Annotated in this window: 18 protein-coding genes; 9 read left to right on the forward strand and 9 right to left on the reverse strand. The window is 52.4% G+C overall.

Features of this window, described 5'->3' with window-relative positions:
* Positions 1-3: 3 nt before the first annotated feature.
* The 3 genes from Hfont_RS07040 to Hfont_RS07050 are packed head-to-tail and all read left to right on the forward strand — an operon-like array spanning position 4 to position 2,980.
* Positions 4-900, forward strand: a complete 897-nt coding sequence (locus tag Hfont_RS07040) for an ABC transporter permease (RefSeq protein ID WP_112991551.1) — start codon at positions 4-6, stop codon at positions 898-900.
* Complete coding sequence (locus tag Hfont_RS07045; protein WP_277740035.1) at positions 897-1,979, forward strand: ABC transporter ATP-binding protein; 1,083 nt, start codon at positions 897-899, stop codon at positions 1,977-1,979. The genes Hfont_RS07040 and Hfont_RS07045 overlap by 4 nt, the downstream gene beginning before the upstream one ends.
* A complete protein-coding gene (locus Hfont_RS07050) occupies positions 1,976-2,980 on the forward strand; it encodes an ABC transporter ATP-binding protein (RefSeq protein WP_112991552.1) in 1,005 nt (334 codons plus the stop codon). Before Hfont_RS07045 ends, Hfont_RS07050 begins: the two co-directional genes overlap by 4 nt.
* Positions 2,981-3,070: 90 nt before the next feature.
* Here Hfont_RS07050 and Hfont_RS14975 read toward each other — a convergent pair whose 3' ends face one another.
* The gene (locus Hfont_RS14975; RefSeq protein WP_133467275.1) at positions 3,071-3,520 is read right to left on the reverse strand and encodes a hypothetical protein; all 450 of its coding nucleotides are present in this window, start codon (positions 3,518-3,520) and stop codon (positions 3,071-3,073) included.
* Between Hfont_RS14975 and Hfont_RS14980 the strand changes: the two genes are divergently transcribed.
* A complete protein-coding gene (locus Hfont_RS14980; RefSeq protein ID WP_133467276.1) occupies positions 3,504-3,860 on the forward strand; it encodes a hypothetical protein in 357 nt (118 codons plus the stop codon). The genes Hfont_RS14975 and Hfont_RS14980 overlap by 17 nt on opposite strands.
* A gap of 187 nt (positions 3,861-4,047) precedes the next feature.
* On the opposite strand, the gene Hfont_RS07060 is transcribed toward Hfont_RS14980, so the two are convergent.
* The 4 genes from Hfont_RS07060 to mfd all read right to left on the reverse strand — a co-directional run bounded on the left by Hfont_RS07060 (position 4,048) and on the right by mfd (position 10,908).
* A complete protein-coding gene (locus Hfont_RS07060; protein WP_112991554.1) occupies positions 4,048-4,407 on the reverse strand; it encodes a DUF4870 family protein in 360 nt (119 codons plus the stop codon).
* A gap of 179 nt (positions 4,408-4,586) precedes the next feature.
* Positions 4,587-6,257 (reverse strand): L-lactate permease, encoded by a 1,671-nt coding sequence (locus Hfont_RS07065; protein WP_181666435.1) that lies wholly within the window; start codon positions 6,255-6,257, stop codon positions 4,587-4,589.
* Positions 6,258-6,590: 333 nt separating this feature from the next.
* Entirely contained in the window at positions 6,591-7,436 is an 846-nt protein-coding gene (gene serB, locus Hfont_RS07070) for a phosphoserine phosphatase SerB (protein ID WP_112991556.1), read from the reverse strand.
* A gap of 25 nt (positions 7,437-7,461) precedes the next feature.
* Positions 7,462-10,908 (reverse strand): transcription-repair coupling factor, encoded by a 3,447-nt coding sequence (gene mfd / locus Hfont_RS07075; RefSeq protein WP_112991557.1) that lies wholly within the window; start codon positions 10,906-10,908, stop codon positions 7,462-7,464.
* A 204-nt stretch (positions 10,909-11,112) separates the two neighbouring features.
* On the opposite strand from mfd, the gene ispD reads away from it, so the two are divergent.
* From ispD to Hfont_RS07095, 4 genes are all read left to right on the forward strand, one after another.
* On the forward strand, positions 11,113-11,802 hold the full coding sequence (ispD, locus tag Hfont_RS07080) for a 2-C-methyl-D-erythritol 4-phosphate cytidylyltransferase (RefSeq protein ID WP_112991558.1): 690 nt from the start codon (positions 11,113-11,115) through the stop codon (positions 11,800-11,802).
* On the forward strand, positions 11,799-12,314 hold the full coding sequence (ispF, locus tag Hfont_RS07085; RefSeq protein WP_241523027.1) for a 2-C-methyl-D-erythritol 2,4-cyclodiphosphate synthase: 516 nt from the start codon (positions 11,799-11,801) through the stop codon (positions 12,312-12,314). Before ispD ends, ispF begins: the two co-directional genes overlap by 4 nt.
* A 92-nt stretch (positions 12,315-12,406) precedes the next feature.
* Positions 12,407-12,703 (forward strand): encapsulin-associated ferritin-like protein, encoded by a 297-nt coding sequence (locus tag Hfont_RS07090; RefSeq protein ID WP_112991559.1) that lies wholly within the window; start codon positions 12,407-12,409, stop codon positions 12,701-12,703.
* 157 nt (positions 12,704-12,860) lie between these two features.
* Positions 12,861-13,160 (forward strand): hypothetical protein, encoded by a 300-nt coding sequence (locus Hfont_RS07095; protein ID WP_112991560.1) that lies wholly within the window; start codon positions 12,861-12,863, stop codon positions 13,158-13,160.
* 148 nt (positions 13,161-13,308) lie between these two features.
* On the opposite strand, the gene Hfont_RS07100 is transcribed toward Hfont_RS07095, so the two are convergent.
* Positions 13,309-14,682 (reverse strand): ATP-binding protein, encoded by a 1,374-nt coding sequence (locus Hfont_RS07100; protein ID WP_181666423.1) that lies wholly within the window; start codon positions 14,680-14,682, stop codon positions 13,309-13,311.
* A 28-nt stretch (positions 14,683-14,710) separates the two neighbouring features.
* The gene (gene ompR, locus Hfont_RS07105) at positions 14,711-15,478 is read right to left on the reverse strand and encodes an osmolarity response regulator transcription factor OmpR (RefSeq protein ID WP_112991561.1); all 768 of its coding nucleotides are present in this window, start codon (positions 15,476-15,478) and stop codon (positions 14,711-14,713) included.
* Between the two features lie 168 nt (positions 15,479-15,646).
* On the opposite strand from ompR, the gene Hfont_RS07110 reads away from it, so the two are divergent.
* A complete protein-coding gene (locus tag Hfont_RS07110; protein ID WP_112991562.1) occupies positions 15,647-15,967 on the forward strand; it encodes a hypothetical protein in 321 nt (106 codons plus the stop codon).
* A gap of 134 nt (positions 15,968-16,101) precedes the next feature.
* Here the strand turns inward: Hfont_RS07110 and Hfont_RS07115 are convergent, their stop codons facing one another.
* Both Hfont_RS07115 and flgM read right to left on the reverse strand, forming a co-directional pair.
* Positions 16,102-16,581: a flagella synthesis protein FlgN gene (locus Hfont_RS07115; protein WP_112991563.1), complete on the reverse strand. Its 480-nt coding sequence runs from the start codon at positions 16,579-16,581 to the stop codon at positions 16,102-16,104.
* 6 nt (positions 16,582-16,587) lie between these two features.
* A complete protein-coding gene (flgM, locus tag Hfont_RS07120; protein WP_112991564.1) occupies positions 16,588-16,890 on the reverse strand; it encodes a flagellar biosynthesis anti-sigma factor FlgM in 303 nt (100 codons plus the stop codon).
* Position 16,891: the final 1 nt, after the last annotated feature.

Genomic DNA, 16,891 nt, shown 5'->3' on the forward strand with positions numbered 1-16,891 from the left:
ACCATGGCTTCTTCTATTCAATTTTTTCCACAACCGGTGATGCCTGTCGTGACAGCGCAGCCGCGCGGTTACTGGACCACCGTGCTGCGCCAATTGCTGCGTGACCCAGTCGCAATGGGTGCGGCATTGGTGATTTTGCTGATCGTCGGTGCTGCGGTGTTTGCACCTTGGTTGGCACCGGCCGATCCATTCAAGGGCAGCATGATTCGCCGCTTGCTCCCTATAGGTAGCGAAGGCCATTGGCTGGGTACTGATGAACTCGGTCGCGACATGTTGACGCGCTTGATGCATGGCGGTCGGCTGTCCTTGATGATGGGTGTGCTGCCGGTGCTGGCCGCGTTTGGTATCGGTACTTCGATCGGCTTGTTGGCCGGTTATGTAGGCGGCAAGCTCAACATGATCATCATGCGTGTGCTTGATGTGTTCTATGCGTTCCCATCGGTGTTGTTGGCGGTGGCGATTTCCGGCGCATTGGGACCTGGCATAAGCAACAGTATTCTCGCGCTGACCCTGGTGTTCGTACCACAAATTGTGCGCGTCGCAGAAAGCGTCACCACACAAGTGCGCAAGCTTGATTACATAGAAGCGGCGCGCATGAGTGGTGCCAGTGCATTCTCTATCATTCGTGTGCATGTGCTCGGTAATGTACTTGGGCCAGTGTTCGTGTATGCCACCGGCTTGCTCAGCGTCAGCATGATCCTCGCAGCTGGCTTGTCCTTCCTCGGTCTCGGCGTGCGTCCACCTGAGCCGGAATGGGGCTTGATGCTCAATACATTGCGCTCGGCAATTTTCCGTAACCCATGGGTTGCGGCATTGCCAGGCGTGTTTATTTTCATGACGTCGATTGCCTTCAATTTGTTGGCAGACGGTGTTCGTTCAGCCATGGATATACGCAAATGAAACCTGATGACATGAACCTTACTGGTGTTAGTCCAGCAGCTAATTCAGTTGATCGCGGCGGTCCTGCGCAGCCGCTGCTGGTAGTGAAAAATTTGAAAAAATATTTCCCGGTGCGTGGAGGTGTTTTGCAGCGTGAAAAAAAATTCGTACACGCAGTCGATGGGGTGAGTTTTTCCGTCGCCAAAGGCAAGACGCTGGGCATAGTCGGTGAATCCGGTTGCGGCAAATCGACGACGGCACGTTTGGTCGCACGTCTGATCGATCCGGATAGCGGCAACATGATTTTTGATGGCGACGGTGTGGCGGAATTTGGCGGTATCGAATTCAAGGAATTTCGCCGCAATCTGCAGATGGTATTTCAGGATTCATTCGCTTCGTTGAATCCTCGTCTGACGATAGGCGATACGATTGCCTACGGTCCGCAAGTGCATGGCGTATCCGAGAAAGATGCGAACGAACAGGCGCGTGCATTATTGGCGCGCGTCGGGCTGGAGCCATCGCAATTCGCCTCGCGTTACCCACATGAATTATCTGGTGGTCAAAGACAGCGCGTGAACATTGCACGCGCGCTGGCATTTCAACCGCGTCTGGTGATTCTCGATGAAGCGGTTGCGGCGCTGGATAAATCAGTGCAGGCGCAAGTCTTGAATCTGCTGCAGGAACTCAAGGCTGAACACGACCTGACTTATCTGTTCATCTCGCACGATTTGCACGTCGTGCATTACATCAGCGACGATGTGATGGTGATGTACATGGGGCAGGTGGTTGAGATGGGGCCGGTCGAGCAGATTTACGGCAGCGCTCGCCATCCTTACACGACAGCGTTATTGTCGGCAGTGCCGTCGATGGATCCGGATAACCGTACCCAGCATTCACCGCTGGCTGGCGATCCACCTAACCCTATCAACCCGCCTAGCGGTTGCCGCTTCCGTGAACGTTGCCCGCATGCGGAAGCTGTTTGCGCAACGCAAATTCCTGCCTTGTTGCAAGTTGCAAATGGTGAAGGGCATGCAGTCGCATGTCATATGAACGATCCGGTTTCCGGCCACACAAAAGCAATCGAAGAGGTGGCAGCATGAACAAACCCTTGGTATCAGTACGCGATTTGAGCGTGGAGTTTCATGGCAACCGGCGCGCCAATGCGCTGGATAATGTCAGCTTCGATTTGCAGGCTGGCGAAGTATTGGGCTTGCTGGGTGAATCAGGTTCCGGCAAAAGCGTGACCTTGCGCACCTTGTTGCGTCTGCATCCGCAACGCACCACGCGCATTAACGGTCATATCGAAGTCGATGGACAGGATGTGCTGGCGTTGAAAGGTCGTGCGCTGGAGATGTATCGTGGCGGCACGACTTCGATGATTTTCCAAGAGCCGGGTCTGGCTTTCGATCCGGTCTACACGGTAGGTCAGCAAATTACCGAAGCGATACGCGCACACGAAGCTGTGAGCCAGGACACAGCGATGCAACGTGCCTTGCAGATGCTGGATCGCGTGCAAATTCCGCAATCGCGTCGTCGTTACGATGCGTATCTGCATGAACTGTCGGGTGGTATGCGGCAGCGTGCAATGATTGCACTGGCACTTGCATGCAAACCTAAATTGTTGCTGGCGGATGAACCGACGACTGCACTGGATGCTTCAGTGCAGATTCAGATTTTGCTGCTGTTGCGCGAACTGCAAAAAGAGACAGGCATGTCGGTAATTTTTGTCACGCATGACATCGGTGCTGCGGTCGAAGTCGCTGATCGCATCGCTGTCATGTACGGCGGTCGCATCGTTGAAGAAAACACAGTCAAGGGTATTGTCACCACACCGCGCCATCCATACACCGCAGGTTTGCTGGCATCGACAGTTGGTCACGACAATCGTGGCAAACCTTTACCAGCAGTACGGGGTGCACCGCCGAATCTGGCAGCATTGCCGCCGGGTTGCAGCTTTGCGCCGCGTTGTGACAATGCGAGCGAGCGTTGTTTAAGCGAAAGGCCGGCGATTCTTTCTGTCGGTGGCGAACGACTGGCCTGCTGGAATCCGGTTGTGCCGCTTGAAACAAGTGCTGATGTAGGGGAAGCGCTAGCCGTTTAAAATTGTGATGTACGAAATAAAAAAAGCATCCATCGGGATGCTTTTTTATTGATGAAGCTGTGCTTAAGGCATGGCATTGTTAGCGCAAGCCTACTTGTTCTGCAGGCTGCGCACGAAGTGCGGCAATTTTACTTTTTCACTGGCCGTTTCCAGCGGTGGAAGGCCGAGGAAAATGTGTCTGTACGATGCGTACAGAATGCCACCTAGAATAGGATACAACGGCACCACGGTAAGACCGTGGAGCAGGGCGCCGACCATCAATAACACGGCACAGACAAAGACGACGATGACAACAAATTTGTTTTGATTGAAAGCCTTGAAGGTGTGATCCAGGCACAGTCTGAGCGGAAGATCGGTGCATACGATGAGCGGAATCGCAAACCAGGGCAGGATCACCAGCAGCCAGATACCGATGGAAAACAGCGCTTTCGAGCCAGCCATGAACTCACTCATTGCATACGATTTCTCAATATAGACAGACGGCTCTGCTGAGGGAATAGCGGTCCCTTGAACAATATAAAGAATGATGAACATCGCCATGCTCAGCGTCAGTACCGTTGCTGCGGAACAAAGCAGGATGCGCAACAGGGACAAGGGCGATGATTTCAGTATCTTTGCAATTGATACGGATGAATCTGCGCTATATGCCACAAGGACAAAGGCGCCGACCAGGACAGGAGAAATAATTGTCAGTACCAGTGCAGGGAACTGGCTGGCTATACCCAGTGTAAAAAGAACGAGGGTGACATTCAGTACGAAATGTTTGCTGGATAAATGTAATGCTTCGCTGAGCCAGCGGCGCCAGCTGGAAGTATCAACCTGTCTCGGACCAAAAGTATTCATCGCGATGAATGAAGCAAATGATGTGATTAATGAATGACGCTTGATGTTGCTACAGTCTGTTTTTCAATTTACTGCGAATGGCAATAACTCAGGCTGTATCTCATTACCTGTCTTTTGATTCACAGCATAAGTAAATTTAAACGGGAAAGCAAACCTGTCTTGTCTCTCCTGAATAAAAAAAGCACCCGGATGGATGCTTTTTTTTTATGGGTGGAAACAATACTTCAAGGCATAGTCTTGTTGTCGTTCAAATCCACAATGCCCTTGATCAGGCGATAGAGTTTCCATAACCACGCCACAGTCCAGATCAGGAAGGCGACGGGGATGCCGATAACGGTCATGAACAAAATTCCACCCAGTGTCATCCATACCAGATACCACCAGAACGAACGTATCTGCCAGCCGTGATGGCTGTAGACAAAGGTGTTGGCCGCGTCTTCGCGCTTGACGTAATTGATGATCAGCGGAATGAAGGAAAAAGCACCTAGCGAAAATATCAGACTGGCAGCATGCGCGATATACAACCACCACGCGAGATTTTTTGCTGATTGCAATGGACTGTCTAAAACGAGTTCCTGGTTCATGGCGCGTCCTTATATGTATTCAGTCATATCTGATGCACGAAGGAAAACAAAGTTCCTTTTGCAATATTTTTGCAAACATTCCAGACGATAGTCAAACATCGCATCGTCTGCGTCAACTTATTCTTGGCACAAAAAAACGGAGCCGCTGAGGGCTCCGTTTTTCTTGCATTGACTAGGGTTTATTTGACGACCATGTGTGTGAACGGTATCACATAGGCTTGCAATGTCACCAGGAAGCCAACCAGGATGGCCAGCGCGATCGAGTGGAAGAACACGTAGCGCAAGATGTCGCCTTCGTGGCCGTACCATTTGGTTGCGGTGGAGGCCACTACAATCGATTGCGCATCGATCATCTTGCCCATCACGCCGCCGGCGCTGTTGGCTGATGCCATCAGAACTGGCGGCAGGCCCAGTTGTTCTGCAGTGGTTTTTTGCAGACTGCCGAACAGTACGTTGGCAGCGGTATCAGAGCCGGTTAGCGCCACGCCCAGCCAGCCCAGCAGTGTGCCGAACATAGGATAGAACACGCCGGTATGTGCAAATGCCAGACCGAGGGTGGCATCAAGACCGGAGTATTTGGTCAGATAACCGATGCCGAACATCGCGCAAATGGTCAGCAGCGAATAACGTACCAGCACGATCGTGTGCCAGTATTCCTTGAGCAGGCGCTTGAATGAATAGCCCATCATTACGCCGGCGACGATGGAGGATACCAAGATGCCGGTGCCTGCCATCGACAATACATTGAAGTTGAACACGGCAGCTTCGAGGAACGGTTCCTTCGCCACTGGCGGCATCTTCATGACCATCTTGTCCAGACCTGGAATTGCATACTTCCATGACCAGATCGTATCAATCGCTTTCTTGAAAAACGGCGTACCCCAGATAAACACGAATACCGACAGGATTACCCAAGGCATCCACGATTTCGCCACGCTGATGCTGGCGACAACGGAATTATCTACAACGATCGGTTCGTCCTTGATGTCATCCTTGGAGTTGTCATGACGGTTACGCAAGGCAGTCGAGGTCCAGATTTTCTTTGGTTGCCATACCTTCAGGAACAGCGTCAGCGAGCTCATCGAAACGATAGCGGCAATCACGTCCACCAGCCATGGTCCGTGGTAATTTGAGACGATGAACTGCGGTACTGCAAACGATACGCCTGCGACCAGAATCGCCGGCCAGATTTCACGCATGCCACGGAAACCGGCAAATGCCCAGATCAGCCAGAACGGTACCAGCACCGAGAAGAACGGCAATTGGCGTCCGATCATCGAAGACAGGTCCAGCAAATCGATGCCGGTAACTGCAGACAGCGCAATGACAGGTGCGCCCAGTGCGCCATAAGCGACCGGTGCCGTATTGGCGATCAATGCCAGTCCGGATGCCGCTAGCGGCGAGAAGCCGAGGCCGATCAGGATCGCGCCGGTAACTGCCACCGGTGTGCCGAAACCGGCTGCGCCTTCAAAGAAGGCGCCGAAACAGAAGGCAACCAGCAGTAATTGCAGGCGCCTATCTTCCGTGATGCTACCTATGCTGTTTTGCAATACCTTGAAATAGCCGTTCAGCGTGGTTAGTCGGTGCAGGAAAATAATGTTCAGCACGATCCAGCCGATCGGGAACAGGCCTGCGGCAATGCCGTAACCTGCTGCCTTGCCGGCCATCGCAACCGGCATGCCGAAGACGAAAGCGGCAATCACGATGCCGACTACCAGCGCCAGGCCGGCTGCGAGATGCGCTTTCATATGGAAGAACGCAAGTGCGGTCAACAGGACCGCAACCGGAATGCCGGCCGCCAGTGTAGAGAAACCGAAGCTGTTAAGCGGGTCGTAGATTTGCTGCCATATCATGATCTTTTCCTTTGATTGGTTGGCTTACTATTTTTTTAACCCAGGCTGATCGTTGCAGTCTGGAAGCCCGCTACGATATCAGCGGCTCCCTAGCTTATTGATGCATAAAATTAATCGATAGATGAAATGTATTGATGAGCAAAATCTACCTTATTTTGCTCGCTTTTCTGGAGTTTTGGGGGCGCAGATGCAGAATTAAAAAATGGAAAAGCAAAGGCTTTTCATCATGGAATGCGGAGAGGTTGCTGAAAAGAAATTCAAGGCGCTAGATGGCCGTGCGCAAGCGCGACTGAACGCGCTTGCGTCAATGTCAGAACTGACAGGGAGCCTCTAGCTGTGGAACAGATTTAACACGCCATCAAGACCAACAAAATTCAAGGCGATATTCGCTTGCTGTCTGACGACAGGTTTGGCGCGAAATGCAACCGACAAGCCGGCGATGCGCATCATTTGCAAATCGTTGGCGCCGTCGCCCATGACGATTGCCTGTTGTGGCGAAATGTTCAACTCCTTGCAGACGCGTTCGACGGTGGCTTTTTTTTCTTCACCATCGACGATGCCGCCGATAACCTGGCCGGTCAATTTGCCGTCTACGATTTCCAGTTGATTGGAATGTGTGTAGTCGAGATTGAGGCGCTGCTTCATCCGATCGGTGAAGAAGGTAAAACCGCCGGATACCAGCAAGGTCTTCATGCCTGCCGCTTGTATACCTGCCAGCATTTTCTCTGCTCCCAGCGAGAGCGTCAGGCGTTCGTCGTAGACGCGTTGCAATGCGCTTGCATCCAATCCTTTGAGCAAGGCGACGCGACGCGTCAGGCTTTCCTTGAATTCGATTTCGCCGCGCATGGCAGCTTCGGTGATTTCTGCGACTTGCGGTTTCAAGCCTTGCATGTCGGCGATCTCGTCTATGCATTCGATCGTGATCAGGGTTGAATCCATATCCATCGCGACCAACTTGAAGTCGGACAATACACGGCTGCGTTCCATGAACGCGTAATCAAGTTTCGCGGCCCATGCGGCCATATCGATTTGCGATTTCACTTCATCGTTGTAGCTGACGTCGACGCAGCGATACGCATGATCGCCGATAGCGACGATGGAACGCGGACGGGCCAGACCGGCAATTTGTTCTACGATATGGCGTTGTACGGTCAAGCCTTGCAAAATCAGATTCATGGCGATGTCGGTTAAAGATGGATCGTTATGTTAGCAGTGCGCGTATCGTGTTCTTGATCTGGAGCACGCGCGCGGCGAGGTCGGGCATGTTCGCGGTAATACGCAATTTATCCTGGCCATTCAATTTGATATGGCGATTCTTTTGTATCAGCTCGATGATACGCATTGCATCAATAGGCGGATTCGGCTCGAATTGCAGTGTCGCGGATTCTGCATGCGCATCTATCTTGATGATGCCGACCGGCACCGCTGCAACGCGCAGCCTGTGTGTTTCCACCAATGCCTGTGCCGCATCCGGCAGCTTGCCGAACCTATCTATCAACTCTTCCTGCAGATCGTTGACGGCATCCTGCGTTTTGCAATTCGCCAAGCGTTTGTAAATCGATAGCCGCTCGTGCACATCGCCGCAATAGGTGCTCGGTAATAGCGCAGGCACGTGCAGATTGATTTCGGTCGTGGTGGAGAGCGGCGCGGCCAGATCCGGTTCCTTGCCGTTCTTCAGCGAGCGTACGGCTTCGTTCAACATGTCCGAGTACAACTGGAAGCCGATCTCGGTCATCTCGCCCGATTGATTGTCGCCCAATACTTCGCCGGCACCGCGTATCTCCAGATCATGCATTGCCAGATAGAAGCCGCTACCAAGTTCTTCCATCTGTTGAATCGCATCGAGACGACGTTGTGCCAGCTTGCTTAAACCTTGTACGTCATGCACCAGCAGATACGCATATGCCTGATGATGCGAACGGCCGACGCGACCGCGCAACTGATGCAATTGCGCCAGACCGAATTTGTCGGCTCTGTGCATGATGATGGTGTTCGCAGTTGGTACGTCGATGCCGGTTTCGATAATCGTCGTACACAACAGAATGTTGAAACGCTGCGCGACAAAATCGCGCATGATTTTTTCCAGATCGCGTTCATGTAACTGGCCGTGTGCGACGCCTATACGTGCTTCCGGCATCAGCTCTTCCAGCATTGCCTTGCGATTCTCGATGGTCTCGACTTCGTTGTGCAGGAAGTAGACTTGGCCGCCGCGCTTTAATTCGCGCAGACAGGCTTCGCGTATCACGGATGCGTTTTCACTGCGTACGAAAGTCTTGATCGCGAGGCGTTTTTGCGGTGCAGTGGCGATGATGGAAAAATCGCGCAAGCCTTCCAGCGCCATACCCAGGGTGCGCGGAATCGGCGTTGCCGTCAGCGTCAATACATCGACTTCTGCACGCAATGCTTTCAACGTTTCTTTCTGTCGTACACCGAAGCGATGTTCTTCATCGATGATGACCAGACCCAGGCGCGCGAACTTGGTATCGGCCGATAACAATTTATGCGTACCGATCACGATATCTATCGTGCCATCGGCCATGCCTTTCATCGCTTGCGTGATTTCCTTGCCGCTGCGGAAGCGCGATAGTTCGGCAATCCGCACCGGCCAGTCGGCAAAGCGATCAGCAAAGGTTTGCGCATGCTGTTCTGCGAGCAGCGTCGTCGGTGCCAGAATCGCTACCTGTTTGCCACCAAGGACGGCGACGAATGCAGCGCGCAAGGCGACTTCGGTTTTGCCGAAACCAACGTCACCGCAGATCAACCTGTCCATAGGTTTTCCGCTAGTCATGTCCTTGATGACGGCATTGATAGCGGCGGCTTGATCGACGGTTTCTTCAAAACCGAAGCTTTCCGCAAAGGCTTCGTAATCGTGTGCCGAGTATTCGAAGCTGTGGCCTTCGCGCAGTGCGCGACGGGCGTACAGATTCAATAATTCGGCAGCGGTGTCGCGGATTTTCTCAGCGGCGCGGCGTTTGGCTTTTTCCCATTGACCTGAGCCCAGCGCATGCAACGGTGCATCGTCAGGCGATGCGCCTGAGTAGCGCGAGATCACATGCAGTTGCGAAACCGGGACGTAGAGCTTGGTGTCCTTCGCATATTCCAGATGCAGGAATTCGGTTTCGCCTTCGCCCAGATCCATGCTGGTCAAGCCCATGTAGCGACCTATGCCGTGATTGACGTGTACGACCGGATCGCCGATTTTGAGCTCGGACAGATCGCGCACCATCGATTCGACTTGCGTTGCGCCTTCCTGTTTCTTGCTGCCGACGCGGCGACCTGAGCCGGCGTACAACTCGGTTTCGGTAATGAAGGCGAGGCCACCGAGTGTATTGCCAAGTTCGAAGCCAGCATGCATGGGTGCCACACCCAGCATCAGTTTTGCAGTTGCAGTGCTGAAGTCGGCAAAGCCGTCGGCTGGTGCGAGAGCAAGATTGTATTCGTTGAAATATTGCTGCAGCGTTTCGCGTCTGCCGTTGGTTTCTGCGCAGATCAGGACACGCTTGTCGGTTTGCAGTAGATAGGCGCGCAGATTGACCAGCGGATCATCGGCACGGCGATTGACGGCGATGTTCGGCAATGAGGCTGATAACTCCGACGCCACGTCTTCAGTTTGAATAACCCAGCGCCCGAACGGTTTGGCCAGCGTGAAAAAGTTTTCGTCACTGAGGAATATTTGCTCTGGTGCCAACAGAGGACGTTCTCTATCCGACTTGAGGAAGCGGTAGCGTGATTGCGTATCTGTCCAGAAGCGCTTGATTTCTGCATCGATATCGCCGACCAAGGCAAAGGTGGTGTCCGTCGGCAGATAATCGAACAGCGTTTTGGTTTCTTCGAAAAACAGCGGCAGATAATATTCGATACCGGCGGAAGCAATGCCGCTGCCGATGTCCTTGTAAATCACCGAGCGACTTGGATCGCCTTCGAATAATTCGCGCCAGCGACCACGGAAAGCGGTACGCGCTGCTTCATCCATCGGAAATTCGCGCGCCGGCAGCAAGCGTACTTCTTTCACCGGATACAGCGAGCGCTGGGTATCCGCATCGAAGGTGCGTATCGTGTCTATCGTGTCGCCAAACAGGTCTATGCGATACGGCAGCACGGAACCCATAGGATAGATATCGATCAAGCCACCGCGCACCGAGTATTCGCCAGGCGACATGACTTGCTTGACGGGGCTGTAGCCGGCAAGCTGCAACTGCGCCTTCAGCTTCGCTTCGTCCAGCTTCTCACCTTGCTTGAAGAAGAAGGTATAGGACGCGAGGAAGGAGGGCGGTGCCATGCGCACCAGCGCAGTGGTGGCCGGTACGATCAGGACATCGCATTGACCATTCAAGACTTCATACAGCGTCGCGAGTCGTTCGGAGACCAGATCCTGATGCGGCGAAAAGGCGTCATAGGGCAGCGTTTCCCAATCCGGCAACAGATGGCAGCGCAGCTTTTCCTGCCCTTCGCTAATGAACCACGGGATTTCCGTCAGCAGGCGTTGCGCATCGCTGGCGCTGGCAACGACGACTGTCAGCATGCGTTTGTGCGATTTCAGTTCTGCGGCGGCTTGCGCCAGTACATAAGCGTCTGCCGAACCGTGAACTGAGGGTAGGACAAAACGCGAACCGGGCTTGGGAAGAGATTTTTTTAGGTCGAAGGACATCAAATAGCGACATTACGCATGTCAGGGTGGTCAAAAAATGCCGGCATGCTTGCCTTCGTGCACTTCATTTGACAGTGAAAAATTATGATGAGATTATAAACCAAGCCCCGTGGCGGAGTCCTGCTCTGCTTGGGCACGTGCGCAAACCAGTTATCGATTTTTCCACCAATAGAGCGCACCCGTGCACATTCCCCTTATTTTGTTATGAATCCTCCCCGTTATTTCGCACTGATTCCTGCTGCCGGTGTTGGCGCGCGCATGGGCGAAAAAATTCCGAAGCAGTATGTTTCCATCGCAGGCAAACCTATGCTGCGACGGGTGCTGGATACGTTTTCCATTGCCGAGTCCGTGACGCATACCTTCGTTGTGGTGAGCCAGGACGATGCGTATATCGATACTACTTTGCCGGTAGATATGTCTCGTCTCACCGTACTGCGTGTGGGCGGTGCAACTCGGCATCTATCCGTGTTGAATGGCCTGCATGCCATGCGGGATCAGGTCAGCGATGACGATTGGATATTGGTGCACGATGCGGCACGTCCCGGCCTCACAATTACCTTGATCGATACTTTGATACACAGCTTGCAGGACGATGAAATCGGCGGCTTGCTGGCTGTCCCGGTGGTGGATACCTTGAAGCGCTCTGGCAGCGGTGGCCGTGTCGAGCAAACGGTGGCACGCGATCACTTGTGGGCAGCGCAGACGCCACAAATGTTTCGCTATGGATTATTGCGACGCGCATTGGAGCAGGCTGCCACTGTCACCGATGAGGCGAGCGCGATCGAGGCATTGGGCTTGCAACCAAAACTGGTGGAAGGCAATGCACGCAACTTCAAGGTAACGCTGCCGCATGATGTGGCGCTTGCCGAACTTTATTTAAAAGGACTTGTATGAGCAACCCGATTTCAGCCGTGACTCCCGCAGTGATGCCATTCAGGATCGGCCAGGGTTATGATTGCCACGCGCTGGTCGAAGGCCGCAAACTGATTATTGGTGGCGTCACGATTCCGCATACGACAGGTTTGCTGGGGCATTCTGATGCCGATGTCTTGCTGCATGCGATTACCGATGCCTTGTTGGGTGCAGCAGCCTTGGGCGATATCGGGAGACATTTCCCGGATACGGCAGTGGAGTTTGTCGGTGCTGATTCGCGCGTGTTATTGCGTGAAGCGGCCAAGCGCGTGGCGGCGGCTGGTTTTCGTATCGGTAATGTGGATGCCACCATCATTGCGCAAAAACCGAAGATGGCACCGCATATTCCACTGATGGTTGCGAACCTCGCCGCAGACCTTGGCGTTGCGATCAATCAAGTCAATATCAAGGCGAAAACCAATGAAAAACTGGGTTATTTGGGACGCGAAGAAGGGATTGCTGCCGAAGCGGTCGCACTGATTTATCAAACTTGATGAAAATAGCTGAAATTTATTTCCATTTACCCTGTCTACAGAATAAGTATTAATTATTTATCTGGAAACATGGCTTGAAAAGGGATGGAAATATGTCGAATGAAGGCTATCACGAACCAGTTGATAAGTTATCAGCAGAAACCATGGACATGCATCGGGCGATCACGTCGCTGATGGAGGAGCTGGAAGCGGTTGATTGGTATAGCCAGCGCGTTGATGCCGTTACCGATCCCGAACTGAAAAAGATCCTGAAACATAACCGTGACGAGGAAAAAGAGCATGCGGCAATGGTGCTTGAATGGATACGCAGGCGCGATCCAAAAATGGACAAAGAATTACGTGATGCGCTGTTTAAAGATGGCCCGATCACCGGCGATCATGACGAATAAATGCGGTAAAACGGTGTGAAAAATACAATCCGTTAAAAAACATTGAATTCTCAAAAAACATCACCATCTATTGCAGCATCGGCCGGATTGACGCATAGTGTAAATAAGCGTTTTTTATTTTGACCGGCTTTACCAAGTGATTCAGGAGTAACACCAGATGGCATCTTTTCTTTTCAGTCAGCATGCGCAAGGTTGGCAACAAATGTTCCGTCGCAGCCAATCGGGCGGCTTCTTTTCACGCTTGTTCGCGTGGTTGATGCTGGGTGTCGTATTGATGGTGGGCTTGCTGCTGATTGTCACGGTGTTGCTGTTGAGCTGGTTGCTGATCCCGGTGTTGATGTATAAAAGACGCCGTGCATTGAAAGCACGTTTTGAAGCTGAGCGTGCGTACCGACAATCGTCACATGGCGATATCATCGACGGTGTTGTGACCGAGATTAAAGAAGACAAGGTTTAAGAAATAAAGCCTGAATGTATCAGGCTCAATAAAAAAACGCACATCGCTTGCAGGCATGTGCGTTTTTTTATTGGCGGATCAGCTTGACTTGATTCGTTCGTACTTAACTGATCGCTACTCTTAATTCATGCATGTATTTATTCATGCTTCAAATCGGAAAAGCACCGTGTTTTTTCTTTGGATTTGCGAATACGATTTGTACTGTCAGACCACCGCCATTCCGGTTGAATAGATTGAGTTTTCCACTATGTCGTCTGACGATTCTGTCGACGATGGCCAAGCCCAATCCCGCACCGTTCGCCTGACCGCGCGCACTGTCCATCCGTGTGAAAGGACGCAACAAGCGGCTGATTTCATCATCGGGGACACCGGCTCCATGATCGGCAATTTCCAGAATGACTTTATCGTTTTCTACGCAGCAGCAGACATCAATGTCGACATGTGAAGCATCGCCTGCCTTGCCATAGCGACGTGCATTTTCAACCAGGTTGTTGACTATCCTTTTTATGTCGATGGTATTGCCAAGAACGGTGACCTTGTCTTCTATTGTTTTGCTGATATTGACGTCCGGGAGTCGTGCAGCTTCATGCGCTGCATCGTTGATTAATGCTGTTAAATCGATGACTTCAAAATGGCTGCTATCGACAGGTTTTGCATAGTCGAGAAACTGGCCGATGATGGCATCCATTTGATGCAGATCGGATTGCATGCCTTTGCGCGCATCGTCCGGCAAGCCCGCCATTTCAACTTCCAGTTGCATGCGGGCGAGCGGTGTACGCAAGTCGTGCGAAATGCCTGCGAGGACGACAGCGCGATCGGATTCCACGCGGGCAAGATCATCCACCATTTGATTGAAGCTGTGATTGGCTTCACGAATTTCAGTCGGGCCGCGTTCAGGCAATGGAGCAGGGCGCTGTCCTTTGGCAATCGAGCGAGTGGCAGCGGTGAGGCGTGCCAAAGGTTGATTGATCAAGCCGGAAATCATCAATGCGCCTAGCAAGGACAAGAGCAAGGTAGCCGCCCCCCAGCCTATCCATTGCACACCGAAAGTGCCTTCTACGCGATCGCGATCAAGCATCAGCCAGTATTGGTCCTCGGAAATATTGAAGCTGACCCAGAATCCAGGCACATCATTGACCGTGCGGGCGAAGCGCGTTTCCTTGCCCAAGGCTGCGCGTACATTTGCCTGAATGCTTAGCACCAGACTGTTTTCAATCGGAGGTTCGACTACGTCGGTATCTTCCAGTGGATAGACGCGTACGCCTTCATTGCTGGAAAGATCGAACAGTAATTCGCGACGAAGATCCTGGGCGGAGTGAGTGAGTGCGGCGCGGGTAATGGTGACGACGGAAATGACTTGTGCTGCAATTTGATTGGCGCGTGGCGTTTGTTCAACCACGCGATAGCTGGCGACCCAGGCAGCCATACTGGCCGCGATCAAAAAGGCGAGCAGGAAAAAGGTACGCCAGAACAGGCCGCTTTTTATCCAGCTCAGGCGCGTAAGTGGTAAAGGTATCGACATCCTTTGAATTTTTCAGCGGGCCAAGGTTTTAGCGCGGCTTGCCTTCTGGAATGAACACATAGCCCAGACCCCAGACTGTCTGGATATAAAGCGGTGTCGATGGATCAGGTTCTATCAATTTTCGCAGGCGTGAAATTTGTACATCGAGGCTGCGATCGAAGACTTCATATTCGCGACCACGTGCCAGTTCCATCAATTTTTCGCGCGAAAGCGGTTGACGCGCATGACGTGCAAAAACCTTCAAGACGGAAAACTCGCCGGTTGTCAGCGGCACGGTTTCATCATTTTTCTTCAAGGTACGCGTACCCAGATCCAGCGTGAATTCGCCGAAGGTAAATGATTGCGGTGTTTCTGATGGTGCGCCTGGCGCTTCATCGGGAGTGACACGGCGCAGCACTGCACTGATGCGTGCGACCAGTTCGCGTGGATTGAATGGTTTTGGTATGTAATCGTCGGCGCCCATTTCAAGGCCGACGATGCGATCAACGTCTTCGCCCTTCGCAGTCAGCATGATGATAGGCGTCTTGTCACCCGCACCGCGCAGACGGCGGCAGATGGACAGCCCATCTTCACCCGGCAACATCAGGTCAAGCACCAGCAGATCGTAGCGTTCACGCAGCCACAGCTTGTTCATGGCTTGCGCGTTTTCTGCGGTGACCACATTGAATCCCTGTTCCGACAAATAGCGCCGCAGCAAGTCGCGCAAACGCACATCGTCATCAACGACCAGCACCTTGGTCTGATGCGAATTGGTCGAATGGGTCGTTTCCTTCATGGAGGCATTTGTCGTATTCATTTTGCTATGGTAACTTCAGAAAGACTACTCGGTATAGAGGTGAATGCAGGCATTACAAAGTGTTACAACCTTTACGGAAATGGGCTTAGGGCCTGAAGCAAAGCAGCATAGACTTTGTATGTGGATAAACGATAAGCGTACATAAGTAAAACGCTGCGGAAGATGACGATGAATATTACATTGAAAAGAATAGGAATGACGATGTTGCTGGCAAGTGCCTTGGTCAGCACGTCGACAGTGTTTGCTCAGTCGGGTTTTCAGGGATATGCATTCGGTTACGGTACGCAAAATGATGATCGTAATCGGTCGAATCAGGGCAAGCGCGGGAATGATGACAGACGCCAATCTGCTGATCGTTTTAACGACAATAATGCTAACCGTAATGCGGAGCAATCGCGCCGCGATCCTAGATTGTCACCGGATGAGCGACGTGCCTTGCGCCGTCAAATCGACGAAGCCGGGCGCGATATCTATGCGCCACGCCGCTAAAGACGATCACTGAGTTTCTGCGGGAAATGCTGATTGAGGGGAGTTTGATATTGCAGTTGGTGTAGCTGCGGAGATTGCAGCTACATTTTGCAGCCGCCAAAGATAAACAGCACTGCAATCAAGCTTTAGAAGATTCAGCCTGCAACGATATGGCGTTTAACAGACTTGTTTGCAGTCTGGCCATCCGGTCCATAGACCGCATTACCTTGCACACTGCCATGCTGCAGAATATTCAATACATTCTGATTGCGCACCATCTGCTTGTTGATCAGGGTGCCGTTGACGCGATTCAATTCTTTCCCGACTTCAGCCAATGCGATCAGCTCGCGCCAGGATTGCTGGGCGGTTTCTGACGCTGCTGGAGTTGCCAGCCAGACTTTCATTCCCGATTCATCCGCTTCAAAACCGGCTTTTGCCAATGCCTGGTGACGTCCTGCAGCCAGTTCAGCCATACGTACAGCCGCTTTTGCCTTGGGTTCGGTCAGAGCGGCGATGGCTTCGATATTCCCTGCGACCAACTGTTCTTGTTCCTGCTGCAACAGTTCTGTCAATGCGCGGACGGCTTGGTGTTCTTTAATCAGGCTGTCGGCAGGGTTGATATCGGATGAGCTCATGTAGATTTAACCTTTTCGTGCGGAGATCAGGTCTTTTACCGTATCCATCAGTCCGTCGGCAACACGCTCGGCATTCACCTGGAACTGACCATTGGCAATCGCTGCCTTGATCTCTTCAACTTTTTTTGTATCAAATACGCTGGCACCGGAAACCTGCGCAGTCAACGCCTGTACTTGTGTGGACAGTGTGACATTGCTGGACGATGCCTTGGTACTGGCACCGGCTTTTTCAGCCCCTTTACCTGCGCGCGCTTGCGTCGTAGTGACGCCTATTGCTGCAGTTTTCTTGCTTGTGTCATCAATTTTCACG

Source organism: Herminiimonas fonticola (genome assembly GCF_003293745.1).
Taxonomy (GTDB): Bacteria; Pseudomonadota; Gammaproteobacteria; order Burkholderiales; family Burkholderiaceae_D; genus Oxalicibacterium; species Oxalicibacterium fonticola.